Raw genomic sequence first — 15581 nt, forward strand, 5'->3', positions numbered from 1 at the left:
GGTGGAGTGTCGCCGTGACTAACTTAATAATACTTAATTAACACAATATGTAAAGTTAAGATATTAGCAGGTCATGGGCCGGGAACGGCCACCGCTCCGCGTGCGGATGCGCGAGAATGCGGGGACCGTCGAAATTGCAGGAGGCCAACGCGATGAACCCTAATCTCGGCCCGGTCGGGCGCCGATGGCTGCACGAGGGCCGGCACGGCGAGGCCTGCGCGCGTCAGGTTCCGCCGGCGCTGAACCTCTATAAATGGCGTGACTGGTCGGTGGACATGGGACAGGTCTGTGGGCTGTCGGACGAGCACTCGGAAGAGGCGCTCTCAATGCTCATGGATTACCGGATGCAAGCCGATGGCGATTGATGTGGGTGGACCGTCCGAGCTTACGGCTGGAAACCGCGGGGATGCCGCGGGGTCATCCGTTCACGTGCGCTTCATGCGGCGCGCCATCGCGCTGGCCCGTCGGGGTTCGACAGCAGGCGACGGCGGGCCTTTCGGTGCCGTGATCGTGCGTGACGGGCGCATCATCGGGGAGGGCTGGAATCGGGTCATCGCCACCCGGGATCCAACCGCGCATGGCGAGATGGTCGCGATCCGCGATGCGTGCAGGCGGATCGGGAACATCAGCCTGGAGGGGAGCGTGCTCTACACCAGCGGCCAGCCCTGTCCGATGTGCCTCGGTGCGATCTACTGGGCGCGGATCGAGCGCGTGTTCTACGGGTTCAGCATCCAGGATGCGGCCGGCATCGGCTTCGATGACCATTTCATCCATGAGCAGCTGGCAAGGCCGCCGGAGCAGCGTGCGATCCCCGAGATTCCGCTGCTGCGGGCGGAGGCACTCGAAATCCTCGAAGCCTTCGCCGCCGATCCGGGGCGGGTGCGTTACTGAGGTTGGCGTTCTGCACGACGCGCCGGGCGATCCCTCACGATGACGACGGCGCCCGAAATTGGCACCTTTCGGCTCGATTCGAGGATCGACCATGACTGACTACCCCGATGCGCGACAGCTTGAGCTGGTGAGTCACGCCATCCTGGCGCCCTCCAGTCACAACACCCAATGCTGGCTGTTCCGGTTGGGTCCGGATTGCATCGAGATCTTGCCCGAGCGTGAGCGCCGCTGTCCGGTCGTGGATCCGGATGATCACCATCTCTTCGTCAGCTTGGGCTGTGCAGCCGAGAATCTGCTGCAGGCAGCGCCGGCATCGGGATTGCGGGGCGAGGCGAGGTTCCGGGCCGACGCGGGCGGATCGGTGGCGGTGGCGTTGAAGGCGGGACCTGTGGAGCGTTCCGCGCTGTTCGAGGCCATCGCGACCCGCCAGTCGACCCGCTGCGTCTACGATGGCCGCCCGCTGTCGAGCAAGGAGCTGGGCGCTTTGGAGGTGGCCGGGAGCGGCGCGGGCGTGCGGGTGGTGCTGCTCACCGACCGGGCGCCGATGGAGCGCCTGCTGGAGCTGGTGGTCGAGGGCAACCGCGCCCAACTGAACGATCCGGCCTTCGTCCGCGAGCTGAAGCACTGGGTCCGGTTCAATGCCCGGCAGGCGAAGGCGACGGGGGACGGGCTGTTCGCGGCTTGCGCCGGCAACCCGAGCCTCCCGGCGTGGCTCGGGGGCCTGCTGTTCGAGCGTCTGGTCTCGGCCGAGGCCGAGAATGCGAAGACGGTGCGCCAGGTGCGCAGTTCCGCGGGGCTTGCGGTGTTCGTGTCGGATGTGGATGCGCCGGCGCATTGGATCGAGGCCGGCCGTGCTTTTGAGCGCTTTGCCTTGCAGGCGACGGTGCTCGGGGTGCGCACGGCCCATCTGAACCAGCCGCTCGAGGTGCCCGCCCTGCGGTCGGAGTTGGCCGCCGCGATCGGGCTCGACCGGGGGCGGCCGGATCTCCTGGTGCGTTTTGGTCGCGGGCCATTGATGCCGCGTTCCTTCAGACGTCCCGCGAATCATGTGGTCGTGACGGCGTGACGTGGCAGGCCGTTGACCGGCGGATGCCGTTTGGGTCCATCGGCGCATGCACCGGGGGCAGCGTGTGGCCGCTGCAGGGGCGGGATCCGACGCGTGCCGAATGGACAGTGATCGGCCGAATGGTCTGGATTCCGGTCCGGACTCAACCCAGATGGGCTTGTTGAAAAGGATCGTTTGGCGCGGTATCGAAGTGCTTGCCGACAAAGTGGGCCGTGAAAAGGTGAGCTTGATCGTCAGCCTTTCGTCAGAACGCATCGACTATCTTGACCTCCGAACCCCACAGAACCGAGGAGACACCCCGATGAAGAACTCACGCATCCCGGCCATGACTCTGGCCTTCTCCGCCCTCGCCTTTTCGCTCGGCGCCGTGGCCGACGACGACTTCTACGGCATCGTCGAGAGTCGACCGTTGGACGGCGATGTCGGTGAATGGGTCATCGGCGGAAGGACCTTTACAGCGACCGTCGCGACCGAGATCGACACCGACGACGGTCCGCTCGACGTCGGCGCGTGCGCCTCCGTGGACACGGAAGGCGAGCGCGTGGAGGAGATCGAGAGCGAGCCGGCGGGCAAGTGCCCATGAACGAATCGGAACGAAAGGCGAGGACCCCGGCATGATCGACGCGAAGCGTTTGCTCGATGAGTTGGTGGGCAGCGGCGTGGCGGGTGGCCTGGCCGGCGGTCTCGCCGGGGGGACGCTGGCCGGACTGCTGAGCGGGAAGTCGGGCAAGAAGGCCCGCAAGCTCGCCGGCTCTGCAGTGAAGCTGGGCGGGGTGGCCCTGGTCGGCGGGTTGGCGTACAAGGCGTGGCAAAGCTATCAACAAGGCCAGCAGCCGGGCGCACCGACGGCGATCGAGCCGCCTCCGAGCGGGAGTGCCTTCCTGCCGGCGCCAGGCGATCCGCAAGCCGACACGGCGCTCGGTATGCTGCTGGCACGCGCCATGATCGCGGCGGCCAAGGCCGATGGTCAGATCGATGTCCAGGAGACCCAGTCCATCCTCGGCCGGATCAATGGCCTCGCCCTGCCGGCCGAGGACAAGGCGTTCCTGTTCGAGGAGTACGGTCGCCCGCTGGACATTGCCGGGCTGGCAGCGACGGTGCGCACGCCCGAGCAGGCAGCCGAGGTCTATACCGCATCAATTCTGATGGTCGACCCGCCCTCGCCCCCGGAGCGCATCTATCTGGATGCTCTCGCCTCAGCGCTTGGGCTCGACGGCGCGCTGGCGGGACAGATCGAGGCTACGGTGGCCGCCAGTCGCGCGGGGTAAGCGACGGATGCGACAGGTCAGGACCTGTCGCATCCCGAATGGACAATGACCCGAGGGACCGGGCGGTGTTCGGTCCGTGTGAGACAGGGAGAACACGATGGGCTTGATGAACGGACTGCTCGGCAACGCCTCGAAGGTCGATGCCGAGAAGGCGAACAGCGATTACGCGAAGATCCTCGGCAACGGCGAGCAGATCGAGCACGCCTACCGGTTGGTACGCGATGCCGTCCTCTTCACCAACCGCCGGCTGATCCTGATCGACAAGCAGGGGATGACCGGCAAGAAGGTCGAATATCTCTCGATCCCCTACAAGAGCGTGGTGCGCTTCGCAGTGGAGTCGGCGGGGCATTTCGATCTGGAGGCCGAGCTCAAGCTCTGGACCTCGGGGATGTCCACACCGATCCAGAAGACCTTCAGCAAGGCGGTCGACATCTACGAGGTGCAGGCGTTGTTGGCGGAGTATGTGGGGCGCTGAGCGTCGGGTGTCGGGTGCACGACGGGTCGCCCGCGGATCCCGCGTGAGCGGCATTTCACATCCGTGGCCTGCCGGTGAGATCGATACCCCGACGTCCCGCAGCGCTCGTTGGCTCCGGGAAGGCAAACGATCGGGAGTTATCGGCTCGACCTTGAGCGGAGAACGATATGCTCGGTGAGGTGATCCGGACCGAGCGTCTAATCCTGCGGCCGGTCCGTCCGATTGACCGCCCGGGGCTCGGGTGCGCTATGCTCCCTGGGTATGAACCCTGCGACCTACACACCTGACCAGCTTCTGGGCCCGCTAAATGCGGTCGAGCGCGAGCATGCGCCCGAGCATCTCTATGTCGCGGGCGATCTCGGGATCCTGCAGACGGGTGCGCGCGTGGCCATCGTCGGGGCGCGGCAGGCCTCGCCGGCGGGGCTGGCGCGTGCGCGCAAGCTCGCCGGTCGGCTCGTGCGCGAGGGTGCCGTGGTGGTCAGTGGTCTGGCGCTTGGGATCGACACCGCTGCGCATACCGCGGCGATCGAGGCGGGCGGGCGGACCATCGCCGTGATCGGTACCCCGCTGGAACGTGCCTACCCGCGACAGAACGAGCTGCTCCAAGCGCGCATTGCGGCGGATCACCTGCTGGTTTCTCAGTTCCCGCCGGGGACCAAGACCCAGCGGTTCCATTTCCCTCACCGTAACCGCACGATGGCGCTGATCTCGGACGCGACCGTGATCATCGAAGCCGGCGAAACGAGCGGGTCGCTCTCCCAAGGCTGGGAAGCGCTACGCCTGGGGCGGCTGCTCTACATCACCCATGCGGTGGCCAGCGACCCGACCTTGAAGTGGCCGGCATCGATGCTGGACTATGGCGCGCGGATCCTGAGCAACGATACGCTGGACGATTTCCTCGAAGCCCTGCCGCCGCGCGTTCCCGACCCACTCGATGTCGCAGTTCCCTTCTGAGGTCGCGTTCGGCGCACTACTTCAATACGCGGTTCGCGGTCAGAGTCCCCTGTCCCGGCGCTCTCGGGATGTGCGTACGGCGATCAAGACCAATGGCGTCCTCGGTAGCGTGGCGGTGATCGCGCATGCCGCAGTGCGCGCCAAGGAGAACCTCGAAGCCGACGGTTGTCTCTCCCGGCTTCTGGGGCCGGATGTGACCCTGGTGCCGATGCCCCGAAGTTCACTGATCAAGGAAGGCTCGTTATGGCCCGCACGGGTGATCTGCGAGGCGCTGCGAGCCTGCGGAATCGGTGATGAGATCTTGCCGTGCTTGAGCCGGGCCGAGGCAATCGGCAAAGCGGCATTTGCGGCTTCGGATCGACGACCCGACCCTCCCGATCATTACCGCACGATCCGAGTCGAGTCGGTCAGGCCGCTTGATTCCCCGACTGCCCTGGTGCTCGTTGACGACATCGTGACCCGCGGGTCGTCCTTTGTCGGTGTCCTGCCCCACCTGACCGCGACTTTTCCGGGCACCCCGATCCATTGCTTCGCGCTTTTGCGCACCATCAGCCAGGGTGACATTGAGTCGATCTTGGACCCGGTCGCGGGTCGAATCACCTATCGTGCAGGTCACCTGCATCGCGACCCCTAAAGCCCGTCCGTCTCGGCTTGGTCCGACCACCCCCGCATGCGCTATCATGACTGGACGTTTATACAGCTCCGGTCATCCGTCATGCCTCGATCCGATGTTGTCGTCCGTGCCGTAAGCTCAGCGCGGTTTGATCCGGTGCGTTCGGCATGCCGATGATCATGCACGCCTGCACCCTCGCTCCGCTCCCCTGCCCGCTTCCGCTCTTCGGCGCGCGTATCCCGGCCGGTTTCCCCTCCCCGGCCGACGACGATCTGGAAGGCACCATCGATCTGAACGAGCAGTTGATCCGGCATCCGGCGGCGACCTTCTTCCTGCGGGTGCAGGGGGATTCCATGACCGGTGCGGGGATCCGCGACGGCGATCTGCTGGTGGTGGATCGCGCGCGCGAGGCCAAGTCCGGGTCGATCGTGGTGGCCGCTGTCGACGGTGAGCTGACCTTGAAGCGCCTGAAGATCGAGGGTGAACGGGTCTGGCTGGTGCCCGAGCATCCGGACTATGCGCCGCTGGAGATTCAGGGCGAGATGGGGCTGGTGGTCTGGGGCGTGGTCGCCCACGTGGTGCATTCGTTCTGAGCCGCGCGCGGGTGCGACAGTCACTGTCGCGGGGCAGTGCTAGTCTGGTGTCTTTGCCGAGGAATCACCCATGACATCCTTCGAGTCTCGTTTCGAAGCCGCGCTCTGCCTCGCCGCGCAGGCTCACCGGGGGCAGTCGCGCAAGGGCACGGCCAACGCCTCGGGGCTGGCGCTGCCCTACATCACCCATCCGGTGGCGGTCGCGACGCTGGTGCAGCGTCACGGCGGGGACGCCGAGCAGATCATCGCCGCGCTGCTGCACGATGTGCTGGAGGACGGCGGCGCGCACTGGGCGGAGCCGATCGCGGCGGGGTTCGGTCCCGAGGTGCTGGCGCTGGTGCGCTTCTGCACCGACGGGGTGCCGGATGCGTCGGGGCACAAGGCCCCCTGGCGGGTGCGCAAGGAGGCCTATCTGGCGCATCTGGCGCGGGCCATGGGGCCGGGGCTGCTGGTGTCGGCCTGCGACAAGCTCGCCAACCTGCAGGCGATCCACCTGGATCGGCTGGAGTGTGGCGCGGTGGTCTGGTCGCGCTTCAGCGCCGGGCGCGCGGGCACGCTCTGGTACTACGGGGCCTTGGTCGAGACCTTTGCAGGGCGTCTGCCGGCGGCGCTCGAACAGGCGCTGCGGCGCGAGTGGGCGGCGGTGGAGACCCTCGCCGACGAGGAGGGCCCGTGAGGCTCTCGGCATGTTCGCCCTGGTCGACTGCAACAACTTCTACGCCTCCTGCGAGCGGCTCTTCCGGCCGAGCCTGGAGGGCCGTCCGGTGGTGGTGCTCTCCAACAACGACGGCTGTGTCGTGGCGCGCAGCAACGAGGCGAAGGCGCTCGGCATCCCGATGGGGGCGCCCTACTTCAGGTACGCCGAGGTCTTGCGCCGGGCCGACGCCGCGGTCTTCTCCTCGAACTACGCCCTCTACGGGGATCTGTCGCGGCGGGTGATGCAGGTGCTGGCGGGGTTCTCCCCGCGTATCGAGGTCTACTCGATCGACGAGTGTTTTCTGGATCTGGCCGGGGTCCGGGATCCCACCGCCCTCGGCTTGGAGATCACCCGCACCGTGCGGCGCTGGACCGGCATCCCGGTGGCGGTCGGGATCGCCCCGACCAAGACGCTCGCCAAGCTCGCCAATCGGCTGGCCAAGAAGGGCTATGGGCCGGCCGGTCCGGTGCTCGATTGGTCTGAGCTGCCGGATCGGGACGCCGTGCTGGGGGCGGTTCCGGTGGAAGACCTCTGGGGCATCGCGGCACGCATGGGGGCACGTCTACGCGCGCTCGGCATCGCGGATGCTCTGGCGTTGCGCGAGGCGCATCCGCAGCGATTGCGCGCCTCCTTCGGGGTGGTGGTCGAGCGCATCGCCCGGGAGCTGCGCGGGCAAGCCTGTCTGGCGCTGGAGGAGGTGGCGCCGCCGCGGCGTCAGGTCATGGTCTCGCGCAGCTTCGGTGCCGCGGTGATCACGCCGGCCGAGCTGCGGGCGGCGGTCACGGCCTTCGCGAGCCGGGCCGGCGAGAAGCTGCGCGCACATGGGCTCGCCGCTCCGGCGCTGACGGTGTTCGTGCAGACCAACCCCTTCGATACCGGCCGGGCGTTCTACGCGAACGCCGTGACCCTGGGTTTCCCGGTGCCGACGCAGGACAGCACGGCGCTGGTGCGGGCCGCGACGCGCGGGGTCGATCGGTTGTTTCGCGCGGGCGACGCCTACCGCAAGGCCGGGGTGCTGTTGCCGGATGTGGTCCCGGCGGAGCAGGCGCCGGCGGACCTGTTCGCCGAGGTCGGAGAGGACGACCGTGCGCGGCGGCGCATGGCGGTGCTGGATGCGGTCAATCGCAAGTACGGGCGCGAGACCTTGCGATTCGCGGGTCAGCTGTCGGGGTCCGGCTGGCGGCGTCGCTCGGAGCGCGGCTCCGGGGTCTCGACGACACGCTGGGCGGGGTTGGCGTCGGTTCGCGCGGGGTGATCCCGACGCGGCGTGCGAGGACGAATACACCGGAAGTCGAGGGATGATCATGCGCGTCATTTACCTGGCAGGACCGCTCTTCACCGAAGCCGAACGCGACTGGCACCGCAAGACCAAAGGTCTCCTGCTCGAGCAGGCGTCACGCCGGGGCGAGCCCATCGAAATCCTTTGGCCCTATGAGTTGATTACGGCCGAGGAGATCACCGCCTTGGGGGTCGGGTCACGCGCGGAGATCTTCCGGCGCTGCAAGGCCGGGCTCGACCGTGCCCATGTTCTGATCGCCCTACTCGACGGCACCCAGGTCGACGACGGGACCGCGTGGGAGATCGGGTATTTCTTCGCGACCAAGGCGGCGGAGGCGACGATCGTCGGGATCCGCACTGATTTTCGGCGCGCGGGTGAATCCGAGCATGCGATCGTCAATGCGATGGTCGAGATGGCGTGCGACGTCATCGTGAACACGCAAGCGGGGCTTGTTGAAAGGGTTTTTCCGGCGCTCGGGGAGATCGTGCGGCTCGGTCGCGTCTCTCGATCTCCTACGCGAGCATAACCGGTCCTCGCGATGGCGTCGGCGGAGCAGGCGACCCGCAAGCCGAGCGTAAGCCCGGGGACCTCGGGGATGCCGACGGAGCCGTGAATCAGATCAGGCCGTCCTGTCCATGCGCGGCCGTCTCCGCGTGCAGGCCGGCGATGACCTTGCGGACGAGTCCGAGAAAGGCCGCGCGTTCCTCGGGCGTGAGCCGTTCCAATGCCCGGGCATTCACCGCCTCCGCCGCTGCCGTTGCCGGCCCTTCGAGTGCGCGTGCCGTCTCCGTCAGCCAGATGCGCTGCGCCCGTCCGTCGGCGGGATCCTTGGCGCGCCGGATCAGCCCGTCGCGCTCCATGCGAGCCAGGGTATTGGTCATGGTCGGCTGTTCGACGTCCAGGCGCGCGATCAGCTCGCGTTGGGTCAGCCCGTCGCTCTCCCACAGCACCAGCAGCGCCGGAAAGGTCCCCGTGCTCAGCCCCAGCGGCTTGATCCGCACTTGAAGATCGCGAGCGAACAGCCTTGCCAGATGGTTGACGAGATAACCGGCGGAGTCGTCTTTGCTGAAGCGCATCCCGCTTGTTACCACTTGCATAGCAAGCTATGCAATGATAGATAGCATGCTATCTTTGTAGCGAGCGATCAGAGGCTGACGATGCTGAACCGCATTCACCCCTTGGCCGGGACCCTCGCGCTGTTGACCATTCCGGCGTTCTGGATGGCCACGGTCCTGTCCGAGACGTTTGGCGAGACGGCGACCGTCATCGCGGTCAAGACCGCCATCCCTTGGGGCTTTCTGATCCTGATTCCGGCCCTCGCGGCGACCGGCGGGTCCGGCGTAGTGCTGGCCCGCGAGCGCTCCGGCGCGTTGGTCGAGCGCAAGCGTCGACGAATGGCCTTCATCGCCGCGAACGGACTGCTGGTTCTGGTCCCGAGCGCGCTCTTCTTGTCCTTCAAGGCCCAAGCGGGCGAGCTCGACGGCGTCTTTTTTGGCGTGCAGGCGCTGGAGCTGCTTGCCGGGGCCGTGAATCTCGTGCTGCTTGGCTTGAATCTGCGCGACGGGCGACGTCTGGGCTCGATCCCACGGAATCGGCCGTAGACCAAAAGTGCATGACTCCCGTGGCCGGCTGCATGCCCCGGTCCTTGAAGTGGCGATGCATCCGACCGCGGATTGCCAGATCCCGTGCGTATTCGGCGCGCAACACGCGCGATCCGAGACTAAACTCGCCGAATAGTCCATCACCTCCAGGAGATCGACATGGACGATGTGTTGCAACCGATTCGTAGACATGTGCGTCCCACCTGGCACCCCGACTTGGAGCCGCTCGACCCGCGCGAGGAACTCACCGTCGAGCTGCCGCTGCTCGGCCTGGTGAGTGCGGGTCAGCCGGTGGTCGCGGTCGAGGAGCGCGAGACGCTGACGGTCCCGGCCCGTCTCGTGAAGCGTCATGCCGCGGATCGCAGCTTTGCCCTGTACGTGCGCGGCGACTCCATGACCGACGACGGCATCGACACCGGCGATCTGGTGGTCGTGGAGCAACGCCCGACCGCCGAGAACGGCGAGACGGTGGTGGCCCGGATCGACGGCTATCAGGTCACCCTCAAGCGCTTCTACCGGGAGCCCGAGGGGATCCGGCTGCAACCGGCGAACGACGCCATGGACCCCTTGGTGTTCGAGGAGGGCGAGGTGGAGATCCTCGGGGTGGTGTCGGGGGTGGTGCGGGCGGGGTGAGTGTGGTCGTTGCGGCGTTCCTCCTCAGGGCGTGCGCGCGGCCTCGTCGACGATCGCCGCGATCAGCTCCGGCCCAGCGTTGCGCACGTTGCCGACCGCCCGCGTGACCGGGTGAAGCGCGAGCCGCACGTCCGGACAGGGGCCGAGCAGGTCTCCGAGCGCGCCCGGATCGCTCGCCGGATCCAGCCAGCGGGCCACGGCCTCGGGGTCGAGAATCAACGGCATGCGGTCATGCAGCGGCTGAACCCGTCCGTTGGCTGCGGTGGTGACGATGGTGAAGCTGTCGATGCTCTCCCCGTCCTCGGGTCGGGTCCAGCGCTCCCAAAGCCCGGCGAACGCCAGGAGGCTGCCGTCCGAGGCGTGGATGTAATAGGGCTGCTTGCCGTCCGGGCGCTTGGCCCATTCGTAGAAGCCGTCGGCCGGGACGATACAGCGACGCTTGCGGTAGGCCGTGCGGAATGACGGCTTCTCGGCCAGGGTCTCGGCACGAGCGTTGATCAGGCGGTTGGCGATCGTTTCGTCTTTCGCCCAGCTCGGGAGCAGACCCCAGCGCAGCGCCTGCACGACCCGCTCCCCGCTCGGGCGTTGGCGGATGACCGGCAACCATTGCATCGGGGCGGCGTTGTAGCGCGGGCCGACGTCGGCGATGTCGAGGGTCGCGCCGAAGAGTTCTGCGATGGCTTCGGGCGGGGTGAATTGGGCGTAGCGTCCGCACACGGATGTCTCTCCCTCCGGGTCGGTCTTTGGTTGCCTGCATGCCGACGGGACGACGCATCGATCCTCGCGGAGGCCGCATGCCGGGTCACTCGTGATCCGCGATCGACGGCTGTCCTTTCAGCATCTCGTAACGACCACAGGCGTCGGCCTTGCGTCGCCGTTGCTCGGCGGTGTTTTCCCCGAGCACCGCGACGCGCGCGAGCGAGCAGGCCGCAAAGGCGGCGGAAAGCGGATCCATCGGCTTCTCCGTGTTGGACGGCCGAGGTGCAGTCGATGCACCTCGCGTACGGTCAGTTTACCAACCTCAACGGTTCGTCGAGGTTGGAGTCGTCGGCATCTCGCGACTGCCCCTCCTGCCGAGTTTGTCCCCAAGCTCGCATGACGGCCGGGAATGGCTTACACTTTTCGCGCTGTTGAAACCGCAAGCCCCCACCAGGAAACCCACCGGTCATGGATCCGACGCTCGTCCTCGCGCCACTCGTGAACGCCCTCTGGTGGCTGATCCCGCTGGCGCTCCTCGGCGCCCTGCTCAAGTCGCCGCGGGTGAAAGGCATCGTGGGCGAGCATCTCGTGCGGTAGGCACTCGGGCTTCGCCTGGATCGCGCGACCTATCGAGCCGTCCACGATCTCACCCTGCCGACCCCCGACGGCACCACTCAGATCGATCATGTCGTCGTCTCGCGCTACGGGATCTTCGTGATCGAGACCAAGAATATGAAGGGCTGGATCTTCGGCGGCGAGCGTCAGGCGCAGTGGACGCAGAAGATTTACCGACACACGAGCCGGTTTCAGAATCCCTTGCTCCAGAACTACAAGCATGTGAAAGCCCTGCAGGCCCTGCTCGACGTGCCGCCGGAGACCATCCACTCGGTCATAAGCTTCGTCGGGGACAGTACCTTCAAGACACCGATGCCGGAGAACGTGACCCAAGGCGCCCGCTTCATCGGCCACATCAAGTCTTTCCGCGATCCGGTGTTCTCCGAGGCGGCGGTCGAGGCCATCCTGCGCCGCATCGCAGGCGGCCGGTTGAAGCCGGGCTTGGCCACCCATCGGGCACATGTGCGCAGCCTCGAGACGCGAGCCGATCCGCTGGCGGAGCGTCGCTGTCCGAAGTGCGGCAGCGCGCTTGTCCTGCGCACCGTGAAGAAGGGGCCGAGGGCCGGGGATCAGTTCTGGGGATGTTCGACCTATCCGAGGTGCCGAGTGATGCAGCCGCTCGGGTGAAAGGGGCTGCGGTCTGGTTGGTCTGCCTGCAATCGGCTCGCTCTGCTAGAGTGCCCGGCCGCCGTGTTGTAACGAAGATCCGCCCCCGATGCCCCGCCGCCCGTCTCCGAAACGCCCTTCACCGCGCCAATCTCCACGGCTCTCGGGTCTCACCCGTCTCGTTCCGGTCCTTCATGGCAGTCTGACCGGATTGCGCAACCTCGGTATCGGGCTGGCCCTCATCGGCTCGGTCTCGCTCCTGCCGGAGTCGCTGGTACAGACGTGGCCTGGTCATGCGCAGCGCGCGATCGCGATCACGCGGGATATCCGAACGCTGCTGTTGGATGTCGTGCGTGATACGACCGCCGGCGTTGGCTCCTGGCTGTCCGATCTGGACGGGGTCGACATCGAGGGGCTTGGGCGCGTCGTGGCCGAACATATGCCGGGGTGGTTGCCTCGGGATCTCTGGCCGTTCGAGCTGCCCGGTGCATCGAACACCGATCAGACGGGAATTGCGCTGAACTTCAGTGCGGTGAGAACGGCGCTCTACGACACCGTCTACAGCGGCCATCGGGTCACCTTCTACTGCGGCTGCCGATACGATCGCGATCGTCGAACCGATCTCGATGGATGCGGGCTCGGCGCCTTGGACGGCAGCATCCGTGCGCAACGGGTCGAGGCCGAGCATGTCTTCCCAGCATCACAGTTCGGCAACTTCCGACGGTGTTGGCGGGAGCCTGCCGCTTTTGCCAAGTGCCGGAGCGACGGCGGGAACACCCTGTCGGGACGCGCATGCTGCGAGCGCGTCGACCCGACGTTCGTCACGGCCCACAACGATCTGCACAACCTCGTCCCGGCGGTCGGCGCGATCAACGCGGCACGCTCGAACTTCAATTGGGGCGAGCTGCGCTCCGGGCAGCGTCTGGGCGACTGCGCGATCCGCTTCGATCCGATCCTACGCAGGGTTCAACCCCCCGACGCGGTGCGGGGCGAGATTGCCCGGACGATGTTCTACATGCGCGATACCTATGGCTTTCGCCTGAGTCGGCAGGACGAGAAGCTCTATGCGGTCTGGAACAACGCCGATCCGCCCGATGCCTGGGAGATCGAGCGAAACCGGCGGATCCGGCAGTTGCAGGGCAAGGGAAACCGCTATGTCGAGAACTATCGGAGGTTGTGACGGGCTTGTTGAATCGGATGGTTTGAGCACTCTGACACCGACGATTGCGGGCGTGCTCTCAACCCATCCCCGAGGCATGCCCGGTGGGCGTCTCGCTCAGCGCATTGCGGTACGGCTCGGCAAACAACGCCGGCTGTCCGCCGGTGTGCCAGAACAGGACGCGTGCATCGCTCGGGAAGAAGCCCCGGCGGATGAGATCCAGCAGACCGCCGGCGGCACGCCCGGCGTTCCTTGACGATGTAAGCGATCTCGATCATGGTCGGGGCCAGAGGCCGGACGCAGATGGGAGCATCAACCGATCGATTGCTTCTTTCGGAGTGCCGCCGGCTGAGCGCACCACCGTTGCCCGGCCGCCTGCTGGATCGGCGCGCGGCGGAGCTCATCGAGGAGTTCGTTCGATTATGACTGCTTCCCTCGCCCTCATCACCGGCGGTGCACAAGGCATCGGACGCGCCCTGGCGCAGTCGTTCCTGGCCGAAGGGTGGCGGGTGGTGGTGCTCGACCGCGATGCCGAGGCCCTTGACGAGCTGACCGCCGATCTGGGGAGTCCCTCCCTGCTCGGGCTGGCGTCCGACGTGGGTGAGGAGACGGCGGTCGCCGCTGCCTTCGCCGCGCTCGAGGCTTGGCAGGACCAAGCGGGTGAGCCCGCCGGGCTGAACCTGCTGGTGAACAACGCCGGTCTCGCGGACCCCGTGAGCGGCCCGCTCGAAGCGTTGTCGCTCGCGGGGTGGCGGCGCTGGCTGGACGGTCACCTGACCGGGGCCTTCCTCAGCACCCGCGCGGCCATTCCGGGGCTGCGCGCGCGCCGGGGCGCCATCGTCAACATCGCCTCGACCCGTGCCCTGCAATCGGAGCCCCAGTGTGAAGCGTATGCCGCGGCCAAGGGCGGGCTACTGGCCTTCACCCATGCCGCGGCGGTCAGTCTCGGGCCGCTGATCCGCGTCAATGCGGTCAGCCCCGGCTGGATCGAGACGGGTCCCCTCCAGAAATCGGCTCACCGGCGCGCCTCGGACCACCGCCCGATCGACCAGGCCCAGCATGCGGCCGGGCGCGTCGGCGAGCCTGCCGATATCGTGGCGGCGGTCCGCTTCCTCGCCGGCCCGAGTGCCGGGTTCATCACCGGCCAGAACCTAGTCGTCGATGGCGGTATGACCCGGACCATGATCTATGCGGAGTGAGCCAGGGGCGGTGCGTTGGGGGTGTCGGTCAGTTTATTCCACGGGAATTCTTCAGAGTAATCCGCGCTGACCCTACTGGATTCGTCCACCGCTCTTGCGGCTGCTTGCGGTCCAGCTAGTCTTGGGTCGGTTCAGGCGACCCTAACGGCAGCAACCGGCCCTGACCGGTCACCCAGCGTCCTAAAGGCGGTGACTCTTCGATCCTGTTTGCGGAAAGTCCCTGACGCGCTGTCAAGCGACAAGTTCGACCCAAAGCGGCCAGTGCCGTTTCCGTGCGCAGCAGATGTTAAGCACGTTGCTTTCCGTTTCTGAACAAGATTATAAGTTGATCTTATTCCATGGACACCCTGGTAAAGGACGATTCCCGCAGCTGAGGTGGAAGATGACTACACGAAAGGCACCCACGAATTCGCGAAAGAGTTCAAAACAGATGCAGTTATCGTGAGAGAACCTGAGTTGGGGACGATCGCTACTCTGGCGTAACGCATGCCGGTGCTGGCTCAGATCTACGACCGTCTTCAGGAAGATCACAAGATCCGAATAACGCCATGGCATAGCAATCCGCCGCCGACCTCACCCAAGAGGGGGTAACAGCAAATATCCACAACGCTGGAAACACTATACCCGCCAAGATCGCAATAATCTGCGCTCCCACTGGTACGGCAGTGATGACTAATCCGTGGCGATGCGACAGTATCCAAACTGCAATCGTTGCGGATGCAATCGCCGCTATAAGGCCCCAAGTCCTCAGACCGTAAAGGTTCCGACGGAACCCATAGGCAGTGAGCTCTTGGCGAACCCGTTGGTTGTTTCGTGTATTGTCTACTAGCCAGCGCACCGCCGATTGATATAGTTGGTCCGCAGCCTCTGGATCTTCCGCCTCTTCTGTTGTGGAGGGGAACCGAAGGCCAGGGATTTTCTTTGCTAGGAATGCCTTGTATCGACGCTTAGTCGGCGCCTCTAATGTTGGATCTCTATGCCCCAGCCATTGTGGTGTTGGCATCCCCTTGGGGAAAAGCCGTTTCTGACTGCGCTTGCCTGCTTCCCGCGCAATATTTGCCAGAAGATAAAATAGTCCGCAGCCAACGAGCAATGTGGTCAAAGACCCCTTGACGGACATCAGCTCCGGAAACAACACGACCGCCGTCACCAAGGGCGTTACCAGGATAAGTAGCGCAGGGTAAAGCTGAGCCTTGCGGCCATACTCATCGAATATGCTGTTCTTGGACATGA

The 15581-nt window shown here is 65.9% G+C and carries 23 protein-coding genes; 19 read left to right on the top strand and 4 right to left on the bottom strand.

Going from position 1 to position 15581, the window contains the following annotated elements:
• Nucleotides 1-152 precede the first annotated feature (152 nt).
• From BDD21_RS26740 to BDD21_RS26795, 12 genes are all read left to right on the top strand, one after another.
• The gene (locus BDD21_RS26740) at nt 153-365 is read left to right on the top strand and encodes a hypothetical protein (protein WP_147431250.1); all 213 of its coding nucleotides are present in this window, start codon (nt 153-155) and stop codon (nt 363-365) included.
• Nucleotides 355-891: a nucleoside deaminase gene (locus BDD21_RS26745; RefSeq protein WP_245970037.1), complete on the top strand. Its 537-nt coding sequence runs from the start codon at nt 355-357 to the stop codon at nt 889-891. The genes BDD21_RS26740 and BDD21_RS26745 overlap by 11 nt, the downstream gene beginning before the upstream one ends.
• A 91-nt stretch (nt 892-982) precedes the next feature.
• The gene (locus tag BDD21_RS26750; protein ID WP_120800244.1) at nt 983-1957 is read left to right on the top strand and encodes an Acg family FMN-binding oxidoreductase; all 975 of its coding nucleotides are present in this window, start codon (nt 983-985) and stop codon (nt 1955-1957) included.
• Between the two features lie 301 nt (nt 1958-2258).
• On the top strand, nt 2259-2540 hold the full coding sequence (locus tag BDD21_RS26755; protein WP_147431251.1) for a hypothetical protein: 282 nt from the start codon (nt 2259-2261) through the stop codon (nt 2538-2540).
• Between the two features lie 31 nt (nt 2541-2571).
• Nucleotides 2572-3225, top strand: coding sequence for a tellurite resistance TerB family protein (locus tag BDD21_RS26760; RefSeq protein WP_120800246.1), 654 nt, complete (start codon nt 2572-2574; stop codon nt 3223-3225).
• 97 nt (nt 3226-3322) lie between these two features.
• On the top strand, nt 3323-3700 hold the full coding sequence (locus BDD21_RS26765; protein WP_120800247.1) for a PH domain-containing protein: 378 nt from the start codon (nt 3323-3325) through the stop codon (nt 3698-3700).
• Nucleotides 3701-3961: 261 nt separating this feature from the next.
• Nucleotides 3962-4654, top strand: a complete 693-nt coding sequence (locus BDD21_RS26770; protein WP_120800248.1) for a DNA-processing protein DprA — start codon at nt 3962-3964, stop codon at nt 4652-4654.
• A complete protein-coding gene (locus BDD21_RS26775) occupies nt 4635-5288 on the top strand; it encodes a hypothetical protein (protein WP_120800249.1) in 654 nt (217 codons plus the stop codon). The genes BDD21_RS26770 and BDD21_RS26775 overlap by 20 nt, the downstream gene beginning before the upstream one ends.
• A gap of 146 nt (nt 5289-5434) precedes the next feature.
• Entirely contained in the window at nt 5435-5860 is a 426-nt protein-coding gene (locus BDD21_RS26780) for a LexA family protein (RefSeq protein ID WP_245970038.1), read from the top strand.
• Between the two features lie 70 nt (nt 5861-5930).
• A complete protein-coding gene (locus tag BDD21_RS26785) occupies nt 5931-6536 on the top strand; it encodes an HD domain-containing protein (RefSeq protein ID WP_120800250.1) in 606 nt (201 codons plus the stop codon).
• Nucleotides 6537-6546: 10 nt separating this feature from the next.
• Nucleotides 6547-7812, top strand: coding sequence for a Y-family DNA polymerase (locus tag BDD21_RS26790; RefSeq protein ID WP_120800251.1), 1266 nt, complete (start codon nt 6547-6549; stop codon nt 7810-7812).
• A gap of 49 nt (nt 7813-7861) precedes the next feature.
• A complete protein-coding gene (locus BDD21_RS26795; protein ID WP_120800338.1) occupies nt 7862-8362 on the top strand; it encodes a nucleoside 2-deoxyribosyltransferase in 501 nt (166 codons plus the stop codon).
• 88 nt (nt 8363-8450) lie between these two features.
• On the opposite strand, the gene BDD21_RS26800 is transcribed toward BDD21_RS26795, so the two are convergent.
• Nucleotides 8451-8912 carry a MarR family winged helix-turn-helix transcriptional regulator gene (locus tag BDD21_RS26800; protein ID WP_120800252.1) on the bottom strand — a complete coding sequence of 154 codons (462 nt, stop codon included), beginning with the start codon at nt 8910-8912 and terminating at the stop codon, nt 8451-8453.
• A gap of 81 nt (nt 8913-8993) precedes the next feature.
• Here BDD21_RS26800 and BDD21_RS26805 point away from each other — a divergent pair, with 81 nt between their 5' ends.
• Entirely contained in the window at nt 8994-9437 is a 444-nt protein-coding gene (locus BDD21_RS26805) for a hypothetical protein (RefSeq protein WP_120800253.1), read from the top strand.
• A gap of 159 nt (nt 9438-9596) precedes the next feature.
• Nucleotides 9597-10070: a transcriptional repressor LexA gene (gene lexA, locus BDD21_RS26810; RefSeq protein WP_120800254.1), complete on the top strand. Its 474-nt coding sequence runs from the start codon at nt 9597-9599 to the stop codon at nt 10068-10070.
• 24 nt (nt 10071-10094) lie between these two features.
• On the opposite strand, the gene BDD21_RS26815 is transcribed toward lexA, so the two are convergent.
• Together BDD21_RS26815 and BDD21_RS28150 are read right to left on the bottom strand one after the other, a co-directional pair.
• On the bottom strand, nt 10095-10787 hold the full coding sequence (locus tag BDD21_RS26815; RefSeq protein WP_120800255.1) for an SOS response-associated peptidase: 693 nt from the start codon (nt 10785-10787) through the stop codon (nt 10095-10097).
• Nucleotides 10788-10872: 85 nt separating this feature from the next.
• Nucleotides 10873-11025, bottom strand: coding sequence for a hypothetical protein (locus tag BDD21_RS28150; RefSeq protein ID WP_170164970.1), 153 nt, complete (start codon nt 11023-11025; stop codon nt 10873-10875).
• A 212-nt stretch (nt 11026-11237) separates the two neighbouring features.
• On the opposite strand from BDD21_RS28150, the gene BDD21_RS29100 reads away from it, so the two are divergent.
• The 5 genes from BDD21_RS29100 to BDD21_RS26835 all read left to right on the top strand — a co-directional run bounded on the left by BDD21_RS29100 (nt 11238) and on the right by BDD21_RS26835 (nt 14348).
• Nucleotides 11238-11366, top strand: coding sequence for a hypothetical protein (locus tag BDD21_RS29100; protein ID WP_281269201.1), 129 nt, complete (start codon nt 11238-11240; stop codon nt 11364-11366).
• A gap of 15 nt (nt 11367-11381) precedes the next feature.
• The gene (locus tag BDD21_RS26820) at nt 11382-12011 is read left to right on the top strand and encodes a nuclease-related domain-containing protein (RefSeq protein ID WP_281269204.1); all 630 of its coding nucleotides are present in this window, start codon (nt 11382-11384) and stop codon (nt 12009-12011) included.
• 88 nt (nt 12012-12099) lie between these two features.
• A complete protein-coding gene (locus tag BDD21_RS26825) occupies nt 12100-13170 on the top strand; it encodes an endonuclease (protein ID WP_120800256.1) in 1071 nt (356 codons plus the stop codon).
• 22 nt (nt 13171-13192) lie between these two features.
• Complete coding sequence (locus tag BDD21_RS28155; protein WP_170164971.1) at nt 13193-13405, top strand: hypothetical protein; 213 nt, start codon at nt 13193-13195, stop codon at nt 13403-13405.
• 166 nt (nt 13406-13571) lie between these two features.
• A complete protein-coding gene (locus BDD21_RS26835; RefSeq protein ID WP_120800257.1) occupies nt 13572-14348 on the top strand; it encodes an SDR family oxidoreductase in 777 nt (258 codons plus the stop codon).
• Nucleotides 14349-14817: 469 nt separating this feature from the next.
• Here the strand turns inward: BDD21_RS26835 and BDD21_RS27640 are convergent, their stop codons facing one another.
• A complete protein-coding gene (locus BDD21_RS27640; protein ID WP_147431252.1) occupies nt 14818-15579 on the bottom strand; it encodes a hypothetical protein in 762 nt (253 codons plus the stop codon).
• Nucleotides 15580-15581: the final 2 nt, after the last annotated feature.

Origin of the sequence: Thiocapsa rosea (assembly GCF_003634315.1) — a bacterium.
Taxonomy (GTDB): Bacteria; Pseudomonadota; Gammaproteobacteria; order Chromatiales; family Chromatiaceae; genus Thiocapsa; species Thiocapsa rosea.